Raw genomic sequence first — 21,114 nt, 5'->3', positions numbered from 1 at the left:
TTAAGCTAAATAAGCTACAATCATACCAACAAGTATCGCAATAAATTTCAATAAATTAAATTTATGATCTTTAGATGTTTCAAATAGAATAATAGTTGAAATATGTAAAAATACCCCTATTATTATTGCTGTAATTTCAGTTTTATAAGTAGCTAATATTGATATGTTTTCACCAGCTAAACTTCCAAATGGTGACATTAAAGCGAATAATATCAAAAATAAAATAGCGTGATTTTTAGATATTTTTGATTTCACAAAAAATGTTGCCAAAATAATTGAAATCGGAATTTTATGAATCACAATTGCCCAAAGTAAATGTTCATGATTATGGTTATGGGCTAAAGGAATTCCTTCCATAAATGCATGAATCCCTAAACTTATAAATAAGGCCCAAGGAAAAGCAATATTATCATGTATATGAATATGTCCATGTTCAGCACCTTTTGAGAAAAAATCTAATATTAATTGAAGTAAAAGTCCAAGAATAATATATAAACCAATGTTTGATTTATTACCAATATAAACTTCTGGAAATAAATGTAAAATTGTAATAGATAGTAAATAAGCCCCACTAAAAGCCAGTAAAAGTTGAACAAACTTATTGCTTGGCTTTAGCCCAAAAACAATAATTACACCTATTAAAACTGATAAAATTAGCGCTAAATATGTCATTCTAATACTAAAATTAAACGATCTGAAACTTCTTCATTAAAAGGATCTAACTGATAATTACCAAAAGTATGTTTTATTTTAAAACCGACTGCGGTCAGATATGAATTAATTTTTGTTAAATCTAAACTTTTTACCTTTTCAAAGTAAGTGTGATGCTTGCCATCTGCTTCAAAATTAATTTCCTTTACAATAAAACCATTTTTTAGATAACGGGATATTTTAAAAGTAATACCATCAATTTCTTGAATTTCTTCTGGAACTAAATTTGCAATTACTTTTTTACAGTTCATAAAATCAATTACAGCTGTTCCATTAGGGTTTAAGCCATCTTTTATATTTTTTAAAACTCCAATATCTTCTTTGTCATCTTCAAAAAAACCAAAACTGGTAAACAAATTTAAAATTACATCAAATTTGTTTTTAAAAGGATTTCGCATATCGTGCTCGACAAATCGTAAGGTGCTATTTTCAAACTTTTTAGCTAAACGAATACTGTTTTTAGATAAATCGGCACCAACTACATTAAATCCTAATTTATTTAAATAAATAGAATGTCTCCCTTTTCCACAAGCTAAATCCAGTACTAAATCTTCTTTTTTAATTTTTAAAAAAGAAGCTAAATTTTGTACAAATTCCTGAGCTTCTGAAAAATTTCTATGTTTATATAAAATGTGATAATAACTGGTATCAAACCACGAAGCAAACCATTCTTTATTTTTTGTCATAATTTTAAAATGGAAACAAAAATACTCAAATGTTTTATTTTGGGGTGTATTTATCGTTAAATATTGAAAGGGTTAAATATTTAAGTACTTTTGCAAAAATAAAAAGATATGAATCATAATTTTAAAATGGTTGCCACCACAATGTTTGGTTTAGAAGAAGTTTTGGAAACTGAACTAAAGAATTTAGGAGCACAGGACATTCAAGTTGGAGTAAGAAATGTTTCTTTTTCAGGAGATAAAGGTTTTATGTACAAAGCTAATATAGCCCTAAGAACAGCTATTAGAATTTTAAAGCCAATAAAACGTTTTAAAGTAGCTGATGAAGATGATTTGTATAAAAAATTAATGCAAATAGAATGGGAACGATTTATGACTGTTGATAGTACATTTGCTATTGGAGCGGTTGTAAATTCAAAGAACTTTACTACAAATTCTCATTATATTTCATTAAAATCTAAAGATGCAATTGCAGATTATTTTAGACATAAATACCACAAACGTCCAAATGTAGATATAAAATATCCAGATTTAAAAATTCATGTACATATTCAAGGTGATCTATGTTCAGTTTCTTTAGATAGTTCTGGAGATTCTTTACATAAAAGAGGTTATAGAAGTGCTACTAATATTGCACCAATTAATGAAGTACTGGCTGCCGGTTTAGTATTGCTTTCAGGATATACCGGAGATTGTAATTTTATTGATCCAATGTGTGGTTCCGGTACTATTTTAATAGAAGCAGCTATGATTGCTAATAATATACCTGCAAATATCAATAGAAAAGAATTTGGTTTTGAAAAATGGGAAGATTATGATGAAGATTTGTATTTTACTATTCAGGAATCTTTATTGAAGAAAATTAGAAGTTCTCATTTTAAAATTATGGGATTTGATAAAGCTCCATCTGCTGTTAGAAAAGCCAAAGAAAATGTTGAAAACGCTAATTTAAGTGAGTTTATTGGGATTCATCATGTCAATTTCTTTAATTCTATGAAAGAAGTTTTTGGACAAACAACTATATTATTCAACCCTCCTTATGGAGAGCGTTTGGATATTGATATGCAAGAATTTTATAAAAAAATTGGAGATACTTTAAAGGGTGGATATCCAGATTCTACAGTTTGGTTTATTACATCAAATTTAGACGCAATTAAACATGTTGGTTTGCGAACTTCAAGAAGAATAAAATTGAAAAATGGTGATTTAGACTGTATTTATGTGCGTTATGATATGTATGCAGGAAGCAAAAAAGCCAAGAAACAAATTAATTATGAAGACGAGAGTGAAAACAAAGAAGATTAATTTTTTCTAAAATATTGAACATAAAAAAAGCTTTACATTTCTGTAAAGCTTTTTTTGTAAACTCAATTTTCTATCCTCTTCTTTTTCTTGTATTACTATTATTCTTTCCTGATTGTCTAGAAGCAGTTGATGATGTACTTTTTCTATTTTGAACTCTTACAGGTTTGCGAGTTTGAGTTGTTTTTGATCTGTTTTGTGTTGCTACAGATCTTCTTTCTTGTGTTTTAGCAGGCTTTCTATTAGTTACAGAACGATCTTGAGTAACTCTGTTTTGACTTCTATTAGTAACGTTACTATTTCTATTCTTAACAGTTCTTGAATTATCTTTAACTCTATTAGCGGTTCTATTTCTTGTATTTTCTACTCGAGCATTGCCATTTGTTCTGTTTGCAGTTGTGTTTATGTTTCTATCTACTCTAGAATTTCCATTAGTTCTGTTTACAGTTGTGTTTATGTTTCTATCTACTCTAGAATTTCCATTAGTTCTGTTTGCAGTTGTGTTTCTGTTTCTATCTACTCTGGAATTTCCATTAGTTCTGTTTGCAGTTGTGTTTCTATTAATACTTCTGTCATTAGATTTAATACCTTTTGTATTTCTTTTAATGCTAGTATTCGATTTCATATCGTGCCTGTTTCGGCTCGCTATTTGATTATCATTTCTTCTTTTAGGAACATTTTGAGTTGCAACACGTTGTCTTGTATTATGACCATTACGTTTGTTGTTATTGTAATGTTTATTGTTATTACGATAATATTTATTGTTATTGTAATAATGGTTTCTAGAATGGTCTCTATTATATGTATATCTATTTGCTTTATAATGATTTCTATAAGGTCTGTAACTTACAATTCTAAAATCGAATAAAGGTCTTGAAAAATAGTTATGGTATGGATGATATACATAATTACGGTTGTGTATGTTTATAAATCCTGAATAGTGAGAATAAGAACCGTAATTGTTATAGTGTACTCTTAAACCTCCCAATCGTGCCAATCTACCATTATTATAATTGATATTTATATTCCCAACTCGTTCAACACGACCATAATAGTCGTAATAAATTGGAATATCTTCAATTTGAATGATGGCTCCAAAATCATCATATTGTACATAGGCATCATAATTGTAACCAGAGTTATAACTAATATTAATACCATTGCTTTGATAGCTTGCATTAACACCATTTCGAGAGTTCATGTAGAAATCGAATTCTCCATTTTGAAAAACAGAAAATGTTACGCCTCTCTCAACAAATGTGAATGAATTTCCATTATTGTCATAATATGGATTAAAGTTTGTTGATTTTGAATTAGTAGTGTTTGAAGCAACTGCTCCTAAACTTACTAATAAAAATGTTGCGAATAAAAATATGTTGTTTTTCATAATATTGGGTTTTAATGTTAATACTTATAATGTTGGTAAGCATTATATGTTTACTTAGTTACAAACAGCGTGCCAAAAAATTAATTAAATCATAAAGGTTTAATTATCAGTGAAGTAAAATATTATTGTTTAAAAAATGAAATTTTAAGTGATTAGGAAATTCAAATAATTATTTTTGTATACCATTTTAAATAGAATCCTATTAATTATATAAATACAATATTACCCATACCACTTCAAAAGTTATTTACCTATAAAATAACCGAAGCTGAAGCTGACTTTTTAAAGCCAGGAATGCGAGTTGCCGTAGAATTTGGAAAATCAAAAATATACACAGCGCTAGTTTATTCAATTCATACTATAGCTCCGGAAGGGTATGAAGCTAAAGAAATTCATCAAATTTTAGATGAAACACCTGTTGTAAATGATATTCAACTAAAACATTGGGAATGGATTGCTAAATATTATATGTGTTCTTTAGGTGAAGTTTTTAGAGCAGCCTTACCATCAGCATTTTTGTTGGAAAGTGAAACTGAAATTCAGGCTGTTGCAGGTTTTTCAAAAGAAAATGAGCTTTCGGGTGAAGAATTTTTAATTTTTGAAGCCTTACAACATCAATCCCAACTTTCTATTTTTAAAGTAATTGAAATTTTAGGGAAAAAATCAGTCTTTCCTATTATTAAAAGCTTGATAGAGAAAAATGTAATTGTTGTTAAAGAGCAGATTTACGAGCAGTATAAGCCAAAGTTGGTGAAATACATTCGTTTAAAAGAGGAGTGGAATTCTAATGATAAGCTGTCAGAATTATTAGAAACATTAAGTCGGGCAAAAAAACAACGTGAGTTAATATTAAGATATTTTCAATTACAAACTGGTAAGAAGCCTATTAAAGTTTCAAAGCTTCAGGAAGATTCAAATTGTTCTTTAGCCGTTATTAAATCTTTAGTTGATAAGGATATTTTTGAATATTATTTTATTCAAAAAGATCGTATCAGTTTTAATGGAAAATCTTCTAAAATAAAAGAGTTAACTGAACATCAGGAAATAGCTTATGAAGCCATTAAAACTTTTTTTCAAACTAAAAACACGGTATTATTAAAAGGAATTACAAGTAGTGGCAAAACAGAAATATATGTTAAATTAATTAAACAATTACTTGAAGATGGAAAACAAGTATTGTATTTGCTTCCGGAAATAGCGTTAACAACTCAATTAATTGAAAGATTACAATATTATTTTGGAGAATATTTATCAGTATTTCATTCAAAATATTCAATGAATGAACGTGTTGAAGTCTGGAATAATGTATTAGAAAATAAACAAAAGGCACAACTAATTTTAGGAGCTAGATCATCACTATTTTTACCTTTTTCCAACATTGGTTTGATAATAGTTGATGAAGAACACGAACCTTCTTTTAAACAATATGATCCTGCTCCAAGATATCATGCACGTGATGCTGCAATTGTATTGGCAAACCACCATAATGCAAAAGTATTGTTAGGTACTGCCACACCAAGTGTAGAAACTTATTATAATGCACAACAAGGTAAATATGGCTTAGTAGAACTTAATAGAAGGTTTGGAGATGTTTTATTGCCTGAAATTGAACTAGTTGATATTAAAGAAAAGCATCGTAAAAAAAGAATGACCGGTCATTTTTCGGATAGATTGCTTGAAATGATGAACGATGCTTTAAATGAAAAAGAACAAATTATTTTATTTCAAAATAGACGTGGATATGCGCCTGTTGTAGAATGCGAAACTTGTGGTGTTTCGCCACAATGTCCTCAATGTGATGTTAGTTTAACATTTCATAGTTTTAGAAAAGAATTACGCTGTCATTATTGTGGATATAGACAAGCAATGCGGCATAATTGCGGAGCTTGTGGGAGTGAAAAATTAAATACGAAGGGTTTTGGTACAGAGCAAATTGAACTGGAATTAGGAGAGTTATTTCCAAATCACAAAATTGGAAGAATGGATTTGGATTCTACGCGTGGTAAATATGGATATCAAAAAATTATTGGTCAGTTTGAAGCACAGGAAATAGATATTTTAGTAGGTACTCAAATGCTTTCAAAAGGATTGGATTTTGGGAATGTATCTTTAGTAGGTATTATGAATGCAGATACAATGTTAAATTTTCCTGATTTTAGAGCCCATGAACGTAGTTACCAATTAATGGTTCAGGTTTCTGGAAGGGCTGGGCGTAAAAAGGTAAGAGGGAAAGTTGCCATTCAAACATTTAATCCTCATCATCAAATATTACAACAAGTTTCTACCAATTCTTACGAAGAAATGTATAAAGAGCAGTTAGACGAACGTTGGCAATATCATTATCCGCCATTTTATAGAATTATTAAAATTACACTTAGACATAAAGATTTTAATAGGGTAGATGAAGGCGCTAATTGGTTAGGTAAATCATTAACTTCTCAATTTAAAGAAAATGTTTTAGGTCCTACAACCCCGGCTATATCAAAAATAAGGAATTATTATATTCGTCATATTATTATTAAAATTCCTCAAAAACAGGCTTTGGGAGCAACTAAAACTAACATATTACGAGTTAAAAACTCTTTTCAGGCGATTAAAGAATTTAGGCCAATTAAGTTTAATATTGACGTTGATAATTATTGAGTTCATTTAATTAAAATTAGGCCTTGCCATTTAAGTAAATAATAGTATATTTGCAGCCTTAAAAGTAAAACTTAAATTATTAATTATGAATCATTACGAAACTGTTTTCATTTTGAATCCCGTTTTATCTGATGTACAGATAAAGGAAACAGTAAAGAAGTTCGAGGACTATCTTGTTTCTAAAGGTGCCGAAATGATTTCACAAGAAAATTGGGGGCTAAAAAAATTAGCTTACACAATTCAAAACAAAAAAAGTGGATTTTACCACTTATTTGAGTACAAAGTAGATGGACAATCAATTACTCCATTCGAACTTGAGTTCAGAAGAGATGATAGCGTTATGCGTTATTTAACTGTAGCATTAGATAAACATGCTGTTGCTTGGGCTGAAAAGAGAAGAGTAAGAAATAACGCATCTAAAAAATAAGAGTTATGTCTATAGAACAACAAGCAAAAGGAGGAAAACAAGGTGAGGTTCGTTACCTAACTCCATTAGATATTGACACTAAACAGGTTAAAAAATACTGTCGTTTTAAAAAGAATGGTATCAAGTATATTGATTATAAAGATGCCGATTTCTTATTATACTTGGTAAATGAACAAGGTAAAATTTTACCACGTCGTTTAACTGGAACATCATTAAAATTTCAACGTAAAGTTTCTGTTGCTATTAAAAGAGCACGTCACTTAGCTTTAATGCCTTATGTTGGCGATATGTTAAAATAAAAGAAAGAGGATCATGGAAATTATATTAAAACAAGACGTTGAAAACTTAGGTTTTATAGATGATGTTGTTACTGTAAAAAATGGTTACGGTCGTAACTTTTTAATTCCTCACGGATTTGCAGTATTAGCAACTATTTCAGCGAAAAAAGTATTAGCAGAAACTTTAAAGCAACGTGCTTTTAAAGAAGAAAAACTAATTAAAGACGCTACAAAAATTGCAGATGCAATTAAAGAGCTAGAAATTAAAATCAGTGCTAAAACTGGAGATGGAACAAAATTATTTGGTTCTGTAAGCAATGGCAATGTTGCTGAAGCATTAGCTGCTGCTGGTCATGAAGTAGATAAAAAATACATTAAAGTTGAAGGTGGAAACATCAAAAGACTTGGTAAATACAATGCTACTATTAGATTACATAGAGCAGTTGTAGTAGAATTACCTATTGATATTATTGCTGAAGCAAAGTAATTAACAGTTTTTAGTTAATAAACTTATATGAAAGCCCACTTTTGAAGTGGGCTTTTTTTTACATTTGATTTATAATTAACTCAATTAATTAAAATATAAAACAAATGAAAAAACAATTACAATTAACATTGTTTATTACCCTTATTTTTGTTGCTTCAGGTTTTGCTCAAGTTACAAGTTCTAAAATACAAGGTGTTGTACATGATGAAACATCAGCTGGTCTATTTGGAGCAAATGTGGTTGCAAAACATACACCTACCGGAACTATTTCGGGTACTATGACTCTGGAAGGAGGAAGATTTTCAATACCAAACTTACGTGTTGGAGGTCCTTATACCGTAACTTTTAGTTATGTTGGATTTAAAACTATCGAGTATACAGACATTTATTTAGATTTAGGAAAGGCATTTGACCTAAATGTTAAAATGGTTAGTGAAAGTGAGCAATTAAGTGAAGTGGTTATTACAGGAGGAAGAAATTCTACTTTTAATAATAATAGAACAGGAGCAGAAACAAGTGTTGGTAAAAGAGAACTAACAAATTTACCTTCAATTTCTAGATCAGCTTCAGACTTTACTCGATTAGATCCATCAGCTTCAGGAGGTTCATTTGGAGGTAGAAATGACCAGTTTAATAATTTTACTTTAGACGGTTCAATTTTCAACAATCCTTTTGGATTAGACGCTGCAACACCAGGTGGACAAACAGATTCTCAACCAATTTCTTTGGATGCAATTGAGCAAATTTCTGTGTCTACGGCTCCTTATGATGTAACTTTATCTGGTTTTACCGGAGCATCCATAAATGCCGTAACTAAAAGTGGTACAAACAAAGTTTCAGGTACAGTTTATGGTTATTTCAGAAATCAAGATTTAACTGGAAGTAAAATTAAAGGAGAAAGTATTTTTGTTCCAAAATTAGAGCAAAAACAATATGGTTTTAGTATTGGAGCTCCAATTATTAAAGATAAATTATTTGTTTTTGCAAACTTTGAAAAAGATGAAAGATCAGATTTAGGTCAGTCTTGGTTACCAAATACGGGTTCAGGAGCGATTAATGAATCTAGAGTTTCTGTTGCGGATTTAATGACTGTCCAGGCAGGATTAAGAAGTATAGGATACGATCCAGGAGAATATGAAGGTTATTTGCATAATTCAGAAAGTACAAAAGGAATTTTGAAATTAGATTGGAATATTAATGAAGATAATCGTTTAGCTCTTATTTACAACTTTTTAGATGCATCAAAAGATAAAACAGCGCATCCAACTGCACTAGGGTTTAGAGGACCAAATTCTCAAATGCTTCAATTTGAAAATGCTGGTTATCAAATAAATAATAAAATTCAATCTTTTTTAGCTGAATTAAATTCTAAATTTGATGATAATGTTACAAATAAATTTCAAATAGGATTTACGCATTTTGATGATTTTAGAAATGCAAAATCTTCTCCTATGCCAGCTTTTAGAATTCAAGATGGAAGTGGAGGAAATTATATTATTACAGGTCATGAACCTTTTTCTATTCATAATACTTTAGATCAAAAAGTTTTTCAGGTAACTAATAATTTGAATATTAGTAAAGGAAATCATAATTATACTATTGGTTTTTCTTTTGAAAAATTTCAATTTGATAACTCATTTAATTTAGGTGCTTATGGATACGGTGATGACAGAGGATATGTAGGAGCTTTCTTTGGAGATTTTGCAAATATGGGAGCATTTAACGATGCAATTGCAAATGGATTCTTAGCAGATGCAATGGCAGCTGCAGAAGGGGTTTATGCTGCTAATAATGCGAATGATTCTTGGGCTTTAGCTGAAACAAATGTTGGTCAAATGGCATTTTACTTACAAGATGAATGGAATGTTAATGATAATTTTAAATTAGCATATGGTGTAAGATTTGATAAACCTTTATTCTTTGATTCTGCAAAGAAAGCACAAGAAGTAATTGATAGAGGTGCCGTTTATGTTCCTGGTATTCCTTATACAAAACCTTCAACTGGTGAAACAGTTTTCTTTGATTCAACAAAAATGCCAGATAACAATTTCTTAATTTCTCCAAGAGTTGGTTTTAACTGGGATGTAAATGGAGACAATACTTTGCAGATTAGAGGAGGAACAGGGTTGTTTACAGGTCGTTTTCCTTTTGTTTGGTTAGGTAACCAAATAGCAAATCCTAATGTTTATTATTATCAAGTTGTTGATCCTGATTTTAAATTTCCTCAAGTTTGGAGAACAAGTTTAGGTGTAGATAAAAAATTAGAAAATGGATTAGTACTTACTACTGATTTATCTTATACAAAAGATATAAATGGAGCCCACGTACAAAACTGGGGACTTAATAATCCATCAGGAACCTTAAGCGGTGTTGATAATAGAGGGATTTATACTGATTCGGATAAAGGAAATACAGCTTATGTTTTTACAAATTCTGATAAAGGAAGAACTTTTAATGCAACCTTTAAAGCTCAAAAATCATTTGAAAATGGTTTGTATACAAGTTTAGCATATAACTATTTAAATTCTAAAGATGTAAACTCTATTGAAGCTGAAATTACTGGCGATGCATTTGATTTTAATCCAGTATTAAGCAATGCAAATGATGCAACTTTAGCGTATTCTAAATATGGAGATACGCATAGAGTTTTAGGTATTGTAAGTAAAAATTGGACTTATGGAGTTGATGACAAATGGGGAACTACAATTTCTACAGTATTTGAATATGCCCAAGGAGGAAGATTTAATTATACATATGCTGGTGATATAAATAATGACGGTTCTTCTTTAAATGATTTAATTTATGTTCCAACTGCTTCTGAAATTGGTCAGATGCAATTTTCTGGAGCAGGACAAGGTGAAGCTTTTGAACAATTTATTCAACAAGATGATTATTTAAGTGGACGAAGAGGAAATTATGTTGAACGTTATGGTGCTTTAGCTCCTTGGAGAGGAAGATGGGATGTAAAAATTCTTCAGGATTTAAAAGTCTCACAAGACAATTCATTACAATTTAGCATTGATGTTTTAAACTTTGGTAATTTATTAAGCTCTAATTGGGGATTGGTTCAACAACCAAATGCAGTGCAGCCAATTGGCGTCTCTGTTAATGGGTCTGGAACTCCAACGTATACATTTAGCTCAGATTTAAAAGACACATTTGTGTATGATGCAAGTTTATTATCAAGATGGCAAGTGCAATTTGGATTAAGATATACATTTTAATTCCAAATATATTATATTTGAACCGCCCAAATTGGGCGGTTTTTTTATGCCTAAATATGAAATACAGACAATTAACAAAAGAGCAGTTTTTAGAATTGCACAAGGAGTTTGCTGAGTTTTTAGCTACCCAGCAAATTGATGTAAAAGAATGGGAAATAATTAAGAAGGACAAACCTTCAATGGCTGAAGAAGAATTAAATATTTTTAGCGATGTTGTTTGGGAAAATGTATTAACAAAAGCTGAATATTTAGAACATATTTCAGATAACCATATTAATTTGTTTAAATGTACATCTAAAGAAATTATCAGAATTTACATTCAGTTGAATGATAAAACGAAAAGTTTTTTAAACGATTCTGATTTTCAATGGTTTTTAAATAATCCAATGGATGACCGTATAGAATATTTTAAAGCTTCAAAAAAATATAAAAAAGAAAGAAATATAGAGGTTTTTAAGTTGATTGAAATGGGGAGTTCAATTTCAAAAGGGAAATTATTTAAAACTATGGCTCAATTAATTGGTTAACTAAATTAGTTACTCCAATAGAGGCTTTTTCTGGAATTACAGTTAAATTTCTAAAATAATTTTCTCTAATTGAAGGTTTTGGATCAATAAAATATATTGGAATACTTGACTTAGTATAATTTATCAAGTTGGCGGCTGGATATACTTGCATAGAGGTTCCAATAATAATTAGAATATCAGCTTCTGATGTAATTTCAATTGCATTGTCTAACATTGGCACATTTTCTCCAAACCAAACGATGTGTGGTCTTAATTGAGAATTCTCAGGACAAACATCACCAATATTTAAATCTTTTGTCCAATTATAAATTAAATTAGAATTTTTAGTGCTTCGCACTTTTAATAATTCACCGTGCAAATGTAAAACATTTGAACTACCAGCTCGCTCATGTAAATCATCAATATTTTGAGTTATTATATTAACACTATATTTTTTTTCTAGTTTAACTAAAGATTGATGTGCTAAATTAGGAGAAACCGTTAATAATTGAGCTCTTCTTTTATTGTAAAAATCTAAAACTAGTTTATTACTTTTATTCCACCCGACAGGGGATGCAACTTCAAGAATATCATGACCTTCCCATAAACCATCTGCCTCTCGAAAAGTTTTAATTCCACTTTCGGCACTCATTCCTGCTCCAGTAAGTATCACAATTTTTTTCATATATCAAAAGTAAAATTTTATCTTTGAAAAAACACATATTAAATGGCAGATGAAAAATATATTGAGTACTTAGAGCAATTTTTAACTGAAAACAGAAAAAATCTATTTAATAAAGTATTAAAAGAACGAACAAGGCATTTTACAGTTGCTATTGAAGATATTTTTCAACCTCAAAACGCAAGTGCAATTGTTAGAACATGTGATGTTTTTGGAGTTCAGGATTTACAGGTTATAGAAAGTAAATATTCTTTTTATGCATCAAATCAAGTGGCAAAAGGCGCACAAAAATGGATTGATTTTTCAATGTATAATAAAAGAGATACCAATAATACATTAGATTGTATTGAAAATTTAAGAGAAAAAGGTTATAAGATTATAGCAACAACACCACACAACGATTCTTGTTTATTACAGGATTTTGATGTTACTCAAAAGTCAGCATTCTTTTTTGGTGTTGAAAAACAAGGTTTATCTGATGATGTTATGAAAAATGCAGATGGTTTTTTAAAAATTCCAATGGTTGGTTTTACAGAAAGCTTAAATATTTCCGTTGCGGTAGCCATAATCCTTCAAAATTTAACTGAAAAACTTAAAAAGTCTAATGTTGATTGGTGTTTAACGGATCTAGAAAAAAGAGAAAAATATCAGGATTGGTTAGAAAAAACAATAAAAAGTATAAAAAAAATCAAAGAAAATTATTATTCAAAAATAATTAACGAATAACAATTTTTTTTATAATAGCGATTGTTTTGCAGTTTTCAACGGTTAAAGTGACATTTTTTAATTCCTTTTTACCTTCAATATTATATTCGATACAAGATGCTGTTTTTATTTTATTAAGGATATCAACATTTCCTTTTTTTAATATTTTAGAAATTTGAGAAGTATCAATTTGCATTGAATTTATAATTGCTAAAGATTCATCTGAATAAATACGCTCTTTAGTATTAATATTTTTTAAAACGCGGGCGTTTGGTAAGTAATCGAAAGTAGTTTCTTTTTTACCTAAAAAAAAGACTACTACTATAATTCCTATTGTTAAACCTCCTAAAAAAAAAGGTAATCGTTGTTTAAATGTCATTTTACAAAAATAATAAATTGATATCTCTAAATGGAATATTAAACCAATCTGCAACCGTTTTATTGGTTAAAATTCCGTGGTAAAAGTACATCCCTTTTTGTAAACTTTTATCAAATCTTACAGCATTTTCAAAACCACCTTCTTCTGCAATATTAGAAAGGTATGGAGTAAATATGTTACTTATTGATACTGTGGCAGTTCTGGAATATCTAGAAGGGATATTAGGAACGCAATAGTGAATAACTCCATATTTATCGATTGTAGGATTTTTATGAGTTGTAACTTCTGAAGTTTCGAAACAACCTCCCCGATCAATACTAACATCAACAATTACAGAGCCTGGTTTCATTCTTTCCACCATTTCTTCTGTAACTAAAATTGGAGCTCTAGAAGTTCCTCTAACTGCTCCAATAGCAATATCACAGCGCATTAATGCCTTTTTAAGTGTTTTGGGTTGTATGGTTGACGTGTAAATTGGTCTTCCTAAATTATGCTGTAAGCTTCTCAATTTTGTTAAAGAATTGTCAAACACTTTTACGTTAGCACCCAATCCTATTGCAGAACGAGCCGCAAACTCTGCAACAGTTCCAGCTCCAAGAATTACAACTTCGGTAGGAGGTACTCCACTTATATTTCCTAGTAGCAATCCATTACCTTCATTTCCCTTACTCATCATTTCTGCAGCAATTAATATAGAAGCGGTTCCTGCAATTTCACTTAAAGATTTAACCACTGAATAAATTCCATGTTCATCTCTAATATAATCAAAAGCAACAGCAGTAATTCGTTTACTTGCTAATGCTTCGAAATATTTTTTAGTTTGTGTTTTTAATTGCAGTGCGGAAAAAAGAATACTCTGGGGGTTTATTAATTTAATTTCATCAAAAGAAGGTGGTTCAACTTTTAAAACTATATGACAGCCGAATGCTTCCTTAACATCGTACGAAATTTTTGCTCCAGCTTCAGAATACTCTTTGTCTGAAAAATTTGCCCCTTCACCAGCGCCAGTTTCAATTACAAATTTATGCCCTTGATTTGTTAAAGCAGCAACAGCGTCCGGAGTTAAACAAACTCTTTTTTCCTGATAATGAGTTTCTTTTGGAATCCCAATTACAAGTTCACCTTTTTGTTTAATAATTTCTAAGGTTTCCTCTTGTGGAATTAACTCTTGTCTACTAAATGGTGAATTAATTTTTTTACTCATTATCTTTAATTGTAATGGTTCTTACTTGATTACTATCTGAAGTAATTGTAATACTTACAGATTTTAAAGGTAATAAATTTTCAACTTTATTTGGCCATTCTACTAAACACCAATTATTACTATAAAAATATTCTTCAACTCCCATATCTAAAGCCTCTTCTTCATCGTCAATTCTATAAAAATCAAAATGATAAACCTTATCACTATTTGAAGTGTGATATTCATTAACTAAAGAAAAGGTAGGTGAGCTAACATTATCTAAAACACCTAGTTGCTTTACAATTTCTTTTATAAGCGTTGTTTTACCAACGCCCATTTCACCATAAAAAAGTAATATTTTATGTTTGCAATTTTGAATAATTTCTTTTGCAATTTCAGGTAATTCTTGCAAAGAGTAATTTTTAACCATATTCTTAAATTATTTTGGTGCAAATATAGCACAAGGAATTATCATTTCCTCTAAAGAGATTCCACCATGTTGATAGGTGTTTCGATAATATTTTACAAAATGGTTGTAATTATTTGGGTACGCAAAAAAGTAATCTTCTTTTGCAAAAATAAATAAACTACTCATATTTAAAGAAGGTAATAAAATATCTTTAGGATTTTTAACCGCAAAAACTTCTTTTTCTTCGTAGGTTAAACTTTTCCCGGTTTTATATCTCAAATTAGAACTTATATTTTTATCTCCAATTACTTTTGAAGGAGTTTTTGAGTTTATTGTTCCGTGATCAGTTGTAATAATTAATTTTAATCCTAATTTTTGTGCTTTTTGAATCATTTCCAATAAAGGAGAATTTAAAAACCAACTATTGGTAAGTGATCTATAAGCTTTATCGTCACTAGCCAGTTCTTTAATAACTTCCATTTCGGTTTTAGCGTGAGAGAGCATATCAACAAAGTTATAAACAACTACAGTTAAATCATTCTCTTTTATTGAATTAAAATTATCCGACAATTGTTTACCAGATTTAAGATTGGTAATTTTATAATATTCAAATTTTAGTTGTTCTTTTAATCTTTGTAATTGGGCTTTTAAAAATTCTTCTTCAAATAGGTTTTTGCCACCCTCATCTATGTCATTTTTCCATAAATCAGGATGCTTTTGTTCCATTTCTAAAGGCATTAATCCAGAGAAAATAGCATTTCTTGCATATTGAGTTGCTGTTGGTAAAATGCATAAATAAGGAACTTCTTGCTGTTTTTTATAATACTTATTAATCGTTTTTTCTATGATATTAAACTGGTCATAACGTAAATTATCTATTACGACCAAAAGTGTTCCTTTGGAGTCTTTTATTTCAGGTAAGAGTACCTTTTTAAATAAAGTATGTGATAAAATTGGAGCATCTTCATCATCTTTTATCCAATCTATATAATTGTTCTTTATAAATTTAAAAAATAAAGAATTTGCTTCTTGTTTTTGGCTCTCTAAAATTTCAACCATTCCAGAATCACTAATATTTTCAAGTTCTAATTCCCAGTAAATTAATTTTTTATAAACATCAATCCACTCTTCATATGAATTTACCATTGCTAAATCCATAGTTATTTTCCTAAATTCTTGTTGGTAATTAGAAGTTGTTTTTTCTGAGACCAATCTAGAAGAATCTAAATTCTTCTTTAAACTGTGCAATATCTGATGTGGATTTACAGGTTTTATTAAATAATCGGCAATTTTATTTCCAATTGCATCTTCCATAATATATTCTTCTTCACTCTTTGTAATCATAACCACTGGAAGATTGGCTTGTTTACTTTTTATTTCAGCCAACGTTTCTAATCCCGATAGACCAGGCATATTTTCGTCTAAAAAAATAATATCATAATTATTCTCATCACACAAGTCTATGGCATCTGCACCATTATTGCAAGTAGTAACTTTATAACCTTTTTTTTCTAAAAAAAGAATGTGAGGTTTTAAAATATCAATTTCATCATCAACCCATAAAATGTTTATTTCGCCCATATTGTTATCTTTGTGCTATAATTATAAATTATTTGTTTTGAACGAGAAAAAAACGAACAAACTAAAAATATTAAACGATCCAATTTACGGTTTTATTACTATTCCAAATGCTTTAATTTATGATTTAATAGAACACCCTTACTTCCAGAGATTAAGAAGAATTTCTCAAATGGGTTTGTCTCATTTAGTTTATCCAGGAGCGCACCATACCAGATTTCATCATGCATTGGGAAGTATGCATTTAATGCAAAAAGCAGTTCGAATTCTAAGGTTTAAAGGCGTTGAAATTTCTGATGATGAATCCAATGCACTTTATATTGCAATTTTATTACACGATATTGGCCACGGTCCATTTTCACATGCATTAGAGCAAAGTATTGCAACTGGAGTACATCATGAATCCATATCATTAAAGTTTATGGAGGCTTTAAATCAAGATTTTGATGGACAAATTTCGCTTGCAATTACTATTTTTAAAGGAAAATATCATCGTAAATTCCTATATCAACTTATTGCAAGTCAGTTAGATATGGATCGATTGGATTATTTGAAAAGAGATAGTTTTTATACCGGTGTTTCAGAAGGAAATATTAATTCGGAGCGTTTAATTACAATGTTAAATGTTAAAGATGATTACTTGGTAGTTGAAGAAAAAGGAATTTACTCTGTTGAAAAATTTATTGTAGCCAGAAGATTAATGTATTGGCAAGTCTATTTGCATAAAACAAGTTTGGTAGCAGAAAAATTGTTAGAAAAAATTCTAATTAGAGCAAAAGAACTTGTTTTAGCAGGTGTTAAATTACCCACAAGTAAAGCTTTTGAGTATTTTTTAAATAATCAAATTAATGAAGATAATTTTTCAATAAAAACCCTGAGAATATTTGCAAAACTTGATGATTATGATGTACTAGCATCTATAAAAGAATGGATTTCTAATGAAGATACGATTCTTTCAAAATTATCTGAAAGTTTAATAAATAGAAGGTTACCAAAAGTTGAATTAAGAAATGATCCATTTTCGGATGCGCAACTTGAAGATATTAGACAACAAGTTAAGAGTTCATTAAATCTTAATGAATTTGAACTTGATTATTTTGTTTATAGTGGAAAAATATCTAATCAAGCCTATGATTCAACTAAAAACATTATTAAACTTTTATTTAAAAATGGTGAATTAAAAGATGTTATGGAGGCATCTGATCATTTAAATATACAGGCACTTTCAAAACCAGTGAATAAGTATTATATGTGTTACCCAAAGAAATAGGTATAGTTATTCTTTTTTTTTACTTTTGCAGCAATGAAATTTACAGCAAATCAAATAGCAGAAATTTTAGGAGGTGATATTGTTGGTGATGGAGATATTGAAGTATTTAAACTTTCTAAAATTGAAGAGGGAGAAGAAGGTTCATTAACATTCTTATCCAATCCAAAATATACGCCATTTATTTATTCAACAAAAGCTTCTGTTGCAATTGTTGGCAAAAATTTCACTCCTGAAAAAGAGTTTGAAACTACGCTTATTAAAGTTGAAGACGCTTATGAATCATTTGCGTTAATATTAGAATATTACAGTCAGGTTAAATTAAATAAAATTGGTATCGAAACGCCTTCTTTTGTAAGCGATAGCGCTACATTAGGGGATGCTGTTTATTTAGGAGCATTTTCACATATTGGAAGCGAAGTTAATATTGGTAATAATGTTAAAATATATCCAAATGTGTATATTGGTGATAATGTAACCATTGGAGATAATACGATATTATTTTCAGGTGCTAAAATTTATTCTGAAACTGAAATTGGAAAAAATTGTGTAATTAATTCAGGGGCAATTATTGGAGCGGATGGATTTGGATTTGCTCCAAGTAAGGATGGTATTTATGCAAAAATCCCTCAGATTGGAAATGTAATTATTGAAGATTATGTAGATATAGGTGCTGCTACAACAATTGACAGAGCAACTATGGGTTCAACAATTATACGAAAAGGTGTAAAATTAGACAATCAAATTCAAGTTGGACATAATGTAGAAATTGGCAAAAATACTGTAATAGCCGCTCAAACAGGTATTGCTGGATCTTCAAAAATAGGTGAAAGTTGTATGATTGGTGGTCAAGTTGGTATAGCCGGTCATTTAATAATTGGAAACAATGTTAGAATACAAGCACAATCTGGTATTGGTAGAAATATAAAGGATAATGAAATTATTCAAGGAACTCCGGCATTTGGATATAATGATTTTAACAAGTCTTATGTTTATTTTAAAAAATTGCCAGACCTTGTCGCTAAATTAAATTCATTAGAAAAAGAAATTAAAGCTTTAAAGGAAAAATAATGAGTACTAAACAGAAGACAATTAAAAAAGAAGTAACACTTTCAGGGGTGGGTTTACATACTGGAAATAAAGTTACTATGACATTTAAGCCAGCTCCAATAAATCACGGATATGCTTTTGTTAGAATTGATTTGGAAGGTGAGCCTATTATTGAAGCAAGTGCTGAATATGTTGTAAATACGCAACGAGGCACAAATTTAGAAAAAAGAGGTGTTTTTGTAAATACTTCGGAGCATGTATTAGCTGCTGTCGTAGCATTAGGTATAGATAATATTTGTATTGAAATAAACAACCCTGAACCTCCAATTATGGATGGTTCTTCAAAACACTTTGTTGAAGCGCTGGAAAAAGCAGGAATTCAAGAACAAGATGCTTTAAGAGAAGAATATGTAGTTAAAGAAATAATATCATATAAAGACGAAAAAACTGGAAGTGAAATTATTTTAATGCCTTCAGATGAATATCAAATTACTGCAATGGTAGATTTTGGTACAAAGGTTTTAGGAACACAAAATGCAACTTTAAATTCATTAGCAGATTTTAAAGATGAAATTTCTGATGCCCGTACTTTTAGCTTTTTGCATGAATTAGAAATGCTTTTAGATAATAATTTAATAAAAGGAGGAGATTTAAATAACGCCATAGTTTATGTAGATAAAGAAATATCTGAAGAAACTATGGATAAATTAAAAAAAGCGTTTAATAAAAAAACGTTGAATGTTAAGCCAAATGGAATTTTAGATAATTTAACATTGCGCTGGGCTAATGAAGCTGCACGGCACAAATTGTTAGACGTTATTGGTGATTTAGCATTGGTTGGAACTAGAATAAGAGGTAAAGTAATTGCAAATAAACCAGGGCATTTAGTAAATACGGTTTTTGCAAAAAAACTTCAAAAAATTATAAAATACGAGAAAAGAAATAAGGTTCCTTCGTTTGATTTAAATTTACCTCCATTAATGGATATTCATAAAATTATGAGTATTCTACCACACAGGCCACCATTTTTATTGATAGATAGAATTATAGAACTTTCTGATAAACATGTAGTTGGAATGAAAAATGTGACCATGAATGAAGATTTCTTTGTTGGTCATTTTCCAGGTGCACCAGTAATGCCAGGAGTTTTACAAGTAGAAGCAATGGCACAATGTGGTGGTATTTTAGTTTTAAGTACGGTACCAGATCCTGAAAATTATTTAACATATTTTATGAAAATGGATAATGTTAAGTTTAAACAAAAAGTATTGCCAGGAGACACTTTAATTTTTAAAGCCGAATTAATTTCACCTATAAGGCGAGGAATTTGTCATATGCAGTCTTATGGATACGCAAATGGTAAATTAGTTGTTGAAGCAGAATTAATGGCGCAAATAGCAAAAAAACCTAAAGAATAATGAATCAACCTTTAGCATATATTCACCCAGGTGCAAAAATTGCAACCAATGTGGTGGTAGAACCATTTACTACAATTCATAATAATGTAATAATTGGCTCGGGAACCTGGATAGGATCTAATGTAACCATTATGGAAGGTGCCAGAATTGGTAAGAATTGTAGAATTTTTCCAGGAGCAGTAATTTCTGCAATTCCACAGGATTTAAAATTTGATGGTGAAGATTCTTTGGCAGTAATTGGAGATAATACTACAATTAGAGAATGTGTTACAGTTAATAGAGGAACAAAAGCCCTTGGAAAAACCCAAATAGGAGATAACTGTTTGATAATGGCAACCTCGCATATTGCACATGATTGTGTAATTGGAAATAACTGTATTTTGGCAAATGGATCTGTAATTGCAGGTCATGTAACAGTTGGAGATTTTGCCATTTTAAGTGGCTTAGTTGCTGTTCATCAATTTATTCATATAGGAGAACATGCTATGGTATCTGGAGGATCTTTAGTAAGAAAAGATGTACCTCCATTTGCAAAAGCTGGAAAAGAACCGCTTTCATATATTGGAATTAATTCAATAGGATTAAGAAGAAGAGGCTTTACAACAGAAAAAATAAGAGAAATTCAGAATATATTTAGGCTTTTGTATCAAAAAAATTATAATACAACACAAGCAGTAGAAATTATTGAAGCAGAAATGGAAGCTACAAGTGAAAGAGATCAAATTATTCTTTTCATTAAAAATTCTCAAAGGGGAATTATGAAAGGGTATACAGGTAGCTAAAAATTTAAAAAAT

20 protein-coding genes are annotated in these 21,114 nt (G+C 29.8%); 12 read left to right on the top strand and 8 right to left on the bottom strand.

The features are described from left to right. Together CHB63_RS04235 and CHB63_RS04230 are read right to left on the bottom strand one after the other, a co-directional pair. Complete coding sequence (locus CHB63_RS04235) at nt 1-672, bottom strand: ZIP family metal transporter (protein WP_089377159.1); 672 nt, start codon at nt 670-672, stop codon at nt 1-3. Continuing rightward, nucleotides 669-1,397: an SAM-dependent methyltransferase gene (locus CHB63_RS04230; protein WP_089377158.1), complete on the bottom strand. Its 729-nt coding sequence runs from the start codon at nt 1,395-1,397 to the stop codon at nt 669-671. Before CHB63_RS04230 ends, CHB63_RS04235 begins: the two co-directional genes overlap by 4 nt. Before the next feature lie 108 nt (nt 1,398-1,505). Here CHB63_RS04230 and CHB63_RS04225 point away from each other — a divergent pair, with 108 nt between their 5' ends. Then, a complete protein-coding gene (locus tag CHB63_RS04225; RefSeq protein ID WP_089377157.1) occupies nt 1,506-2,699 on the top strand; it encodes a THUMP domain-containing class I SAM-dependent RNA methyltransferase in 1,194 nt (397 codons plus the stop codon). A 70-nt stretch (nt 2,700-2,769) separates the two neighbouring features. Here CHB63_RS04225 and CHB63_RS04220 read toward each other — a convergent pair whose 3' ends face one another. Beyond that, complete coding sequence (locus tag CHB63_RS04220; RefSeq protein WP_089377156.1) at nt 2,770-4,083, bottom strand: hypothetical protein; 1,314 nt, start codon at nt 4,081-4,083, stop codon at nt 2,770-2,772. Nucleotides 4,084-4,284: 201 nt separating this feature from the next. On the opposite strand from CHB63_RS04220, the gene priA reads away from it, so the two are divergent. The 6 genes from priA to CHB63_RS04190 all read left to right on the top strand — a co-directional run bounded on the left by priA (nt 4,285) and on the right by CHB63_RS04190 (nt 11,669). Continuing rightward, nucleotides 4,285-6,726 carry a replication restart helicase PriA gene (gene priA / locus CHB63_RS04215; protein ID WP_176420268.1) on the top strand — a complete coding sequence of 814 codons (2,442 nt, stop codon included), beginning with the start codon at nt 4,285-4,287 and terminating at the stop codon, nt 6,724-6,726. An 85-nt stretch (nt 6,727-6,811) separates the two neighbouring features. Beyond that, nucleotides 6,812-7,153: a 30S ribosomal protein S6 gene (gene rpsF / locus CHB63_RS04210; protein WP_089377154.1), complete on the top strand. Its 342-nt coding sequence runs from the start codon at nt 6,812-6,814 to the stop codon at nt 7,151-7,153. 5 nt (nt 7,154-7,158) lie between these two features. Continuing rightward, entirely contained in the window at nt 7,159-7,452 is a 294-nt protein-coding gene (gene rpsR / locus CHB63_RS04205; protein WP_089377153.1) for a 30S ribosomal protein S18, read from the top strand. A gap of 13 nt (nt 7,453-7,465) precedes the next feature. Continuing rightward, nucleotides 7,466-7,918 (top strand): 50S ribosomal protein L9, encoded by a 453-nt coding sequence (gene rplI / locus CHB63_RS04200; protein WP_089377152.1) that lies wholly within the window; start codon nt 7,466-7,468, stop codon nt 7,916-7,918. 104 nt (nt 7,919-8,022) lie between these two features. Further along, complete coding sequence (locus tag CHB63_RS04195; RefSeq protein ID WP_089377151.1) at nt 8,023-11,142, top strand: TonB-dependent receptor; 3,120 nt, start codon at nt 8,023-8,025, stop codon at nt 11,140-11,142. Nucleotides 11,143-11,198: 56 nt separating this feature from the next. Next, nucleotides 11,199-11,669, top strand: coding sequence for a DUF6495 family protein (locus tag CHB63_RS04190; RefSeq protein ID WP_089377583.1), 471 nt, complete (start codon nt 11,199-11,201; stop codon nt 11,667-11,669). Here the strand turns inward: CHB63_RS04190 and CHB63_RS04185 are convergent. Then, nucleotides 11,647-12,333, bottom strand: a complete 687-nt coding sequence (locus CHB63_RS04185) for an SIR2 family NAD-dependent protein deacylase (protein WP_089377150.1) — start codon at nt 12,331-12,333, stop codon at nt 11,647-11,649. The two genes, CHB63_RS04190 and CHB63_RS04185, sit on opposite strands and share 23 nt — an antisense overlap. Before the next feature lie 42 nt (nt 12,334-12,375). Between CHB63_RS04185 and CHB63_RS04180 the strand changes: the two genes are divergently transcribed. Further along, the gene (locus CHB63_RS04180; RefSeq protein ID WP_089377149.1) at nt 12,376-13,056 is read left to right on the top strand and encodes a TrmH family RNA methyltransferase; all 681 of its coding nucleotides are present in this window, start codon (nt 12,376-12,378) and stop codon (nt 13,054-13,056) included. Here CHB63_RS04180 and CHB63_RS04175 read toward each other — a convergent pair. From CHB63_RS04175 to porX, 4 genes are read right to left on the bottom strand one after another with little or no spacing between them, the layout of a single operon-like run. After that, nucleotides 13,046-13,414, bottom strand: coding sequence for a hypothetical protein (locus CHB63_RS04175; protein WP_089377148.1), 369 nt, complete (start codon nt 13,412-13,414; stop codon nt 13,046-13,048). The genes CHB63_RS04180 and CHB63_RS04175 overlap by 11 nt on opposite strands. 1 nt (nt 13,415) lies before the next feature. Further along, nucleotides 13,416-14,618, bottom strand: coding sequence for an alanine dehydrogenase (locus CHB63_RS04170; protein WP_089377147.1), 1,203 nt, complete (start codon nt 14,616-14,618; stop codon nt 13,416-13,418). Next, complete coding sequence (gene tsaE / locus CHB63_RS04165) at nt 14,611-15,027, bottom strand: tRNA (adenosine(37)-N6)-threonylcarbamoyltransferase complex ATPase subunit type 1 TsaE (protein ID WP_089377146.1); 417 nt, start codon at nt 15,025-15,027, stop codon at nt 14,611-14,613. The genes CHB63_RS04170 and tsaE overlap by 8 nt, the downstream gene beginning before the upstream one ends. 9 nt (nt 15,028-15,036) lie before the next feature. Next, entirely contained in the window at nt 15,037-16,587 is a 1,551-nt protein-coding gene (gene porX / locus CHB63_RS04160; RefSeq protein WP_089377145.1) for a T9SS response regulator signal transducer PorX, read from the bottom strand. Nucleotides 16,588-16,624: 37 nt separating this feature from the next. Here porX and CHB63_RS04155 point away from each other — a divergent pair, with 37 nt between their 5' ends. Genes CHB63_RS04155 through lpxA form a run of 4 tightly spaced genes read left to right on the top strand, consistent with a single transcriptional unit; the run spans nt 16,625 to nt 21,101 of the window. Continuing rightward, on the top strand, nt 16,625-17,854 hold the full coding sequence (locus tag CHB63_RS04155) for an HD domain-containing protein (RefSeq protein ID WP_245856765.1): 1,230 nt from the start codon (nt 16,625-16,627) through the stop codon (nt 17,852-17,854). 33 nt (nt 17,855-17,887) lie between these two features. After that, a complete protein-coding gene (gene lpxD / locus CHB63_RS04150) occupies nt 17,888-18,922 on the top strand; it encodes a UDP-3-O-(3-hydroxymyristoyl)glucosamine N-acyltransferase (protein ID WP_089377144.1) in 1,035 nt (344 codons plus the stop codon). Further along, nucleotides 18,922-20,319: a bifunctional UDP-3-O-[3-hydroxymyristoyl] N-acetylglucosamine deacetylase/3-hydroxyacyl-ACP dehydratase gene (locus CHB63_RS04145; RefSeq protein ID WP_089377143.1), complete on the top strand. Its 1,398-nt coding sequence runs from the start codon at nt 18,922-18,924 to the stop codon at nt 20,317-20,319. The genes lpxD and CHB63_RS04145 overlap by 1 nt, the downstream gene beginning before the upstream one ends. Beyond that, nucleotides 20,319-21,101 (top strand): acyl-ACP--UDP-N-acetylglucosamine O-acyltransferase, encoded by a 783-nt coding sequence (gene lpxA, locus CHB63_RS04140; RefSeq protein ID WP_089377142.1) that lies wholly within the window; start codon nt 20,319-20,321, stop codon nt 21,099-21,101. Before CHB63_RS04145 ends, lpxA begins: the two co-directional genes overlap by 1 nt. Nucleotides 21,102-21,114: the final 13 nt, after the last annotated feature.

This window comes from Lutibacter flavus, from assembly GCF_900188355.1.
Classification (GTDB): Bacteria; Bacteroidota; Bacteroidia; order Flavobacteriales; family Flavobacteriaceae; genus Lutibacter; species Lutibacter flavus.
This window is presented reverse-complemented; position numbering and strand designations above follow the sequence as displayed.

Coding starts and splice junctions, on each gene's coding strand:
- CHB63_RS04235 (WP_089377159.1), bottom strand. CDS start 672: ATGACATATTTAGCGCTAATTTTATCAGTTTTAATAGGTGTAATTATT.
- CHB63_RS04230 (WP_089377158.1), bottom strand. CDS start 1,397: ATGACAAAAAATAAAGAATGGTTTGCTTCGTGGTTTGATACCAGTTAT.
- CHB63_RS04225 (WP_089377157.1), top strand. CDS start 1,506: ATGAATCATAATTTTAAAATGGTTGCCACCACAATGTTTGGTTTAGAA.
- CHB63_RS04220 (WP_089377156.1), bottom strand. CDS start 4,083: ATGAAAAACAACATATTTTTATTCGCAACATTTTTATTAGTAAGTTTA.
- rpsF (WP_089377154.1), top strand. CDS start 6,812: ATGAATCATTACGAAACTGTTTTCATTTTGAATCCCGTTTTATCTGAT.
- rpsR (WP_089377153.1), top strand. CDS start 7,159: ATGTCTATAGAACAACAAGCAAAAGGAGGAAAACAAGGTGAGGTTCGT.
- rplI (WP_089377152.1), top strand. CDS start 7,466: ATGGAAATTATATTAAAACAAGACGTTGAAAACTTAGGTTTTATAGAT.
- CHB63_RS04195 (WP_089377151.1), top strand. CDS start 8,023: ATGAAAAAACAATTACAATTAACATTGTTTATTACCCTTATTTTTGTT.
- CHB63_RS04190 (WP_089377583.1), top strand. CDS start 11,199: ATGAAATACAGACAATTAACAAAAGAGCAGTTTTTAGAATTGCACAAG.
- CHB63_RS04185 (WP_089377150.1), bottom strand. CDS start 12,333: ATGAAAAAAATTGTGATACTTACTGGAGCAGGAATGAGTGCCGAAAGT.
- CHB63_RS04180 (WP_089377149.1), top strand. CDS start 12,376: ATGGCAGATGAAAAATATATTGAGTACTTAGAGCAATTTTTAACTGAA.
- CHB63_RS04175 (WP_089377148.1), bottom strand. CDS start 13,414: ATGACATTTAAACAACGATTACCTTTTTTTTTAGGAGGTTTAACAATA.
- CHB63_RS04170 (WP_089377147.1), bottom strand. CDS start 14,618: ATGAGTAAAAAAATTAATTCACCATTTAGTAGACAAGAGTTAATTCCA.
- tsaE (WP_089377146.1), bottom strand. CDS start 15,027: ATGGTTAAAAATTACTCTTTGCAAGAATTACCTGAAATTGCAAAAGAA.
- porX (WP_089377145.1), bottom strand. CDS start 16,587: ATGGGCGAAATAAACATTTTATGGGTTGATGATGAAATTGATATTTTA.
- lpxD (WP_089377144.1), top strand. CDS start 17,888: ATGAAATTTACAGCAAATCAAATAGCAGAAATTTTAGGAGGTGATATT.
- CHB63_RS04145 (WP_089377143.1), top strand. CDS start 18,922: ATGAGTACTAAACAGAAGACAATTAAAAAAGAAGTAACACTTTCAGGG.
- lpxA (WP_089377142.1), top strand. CDS start 20,319: ATGAATCAACCTTTAGCATATATTCACCCAGGTGCAAAAATTGCAACC.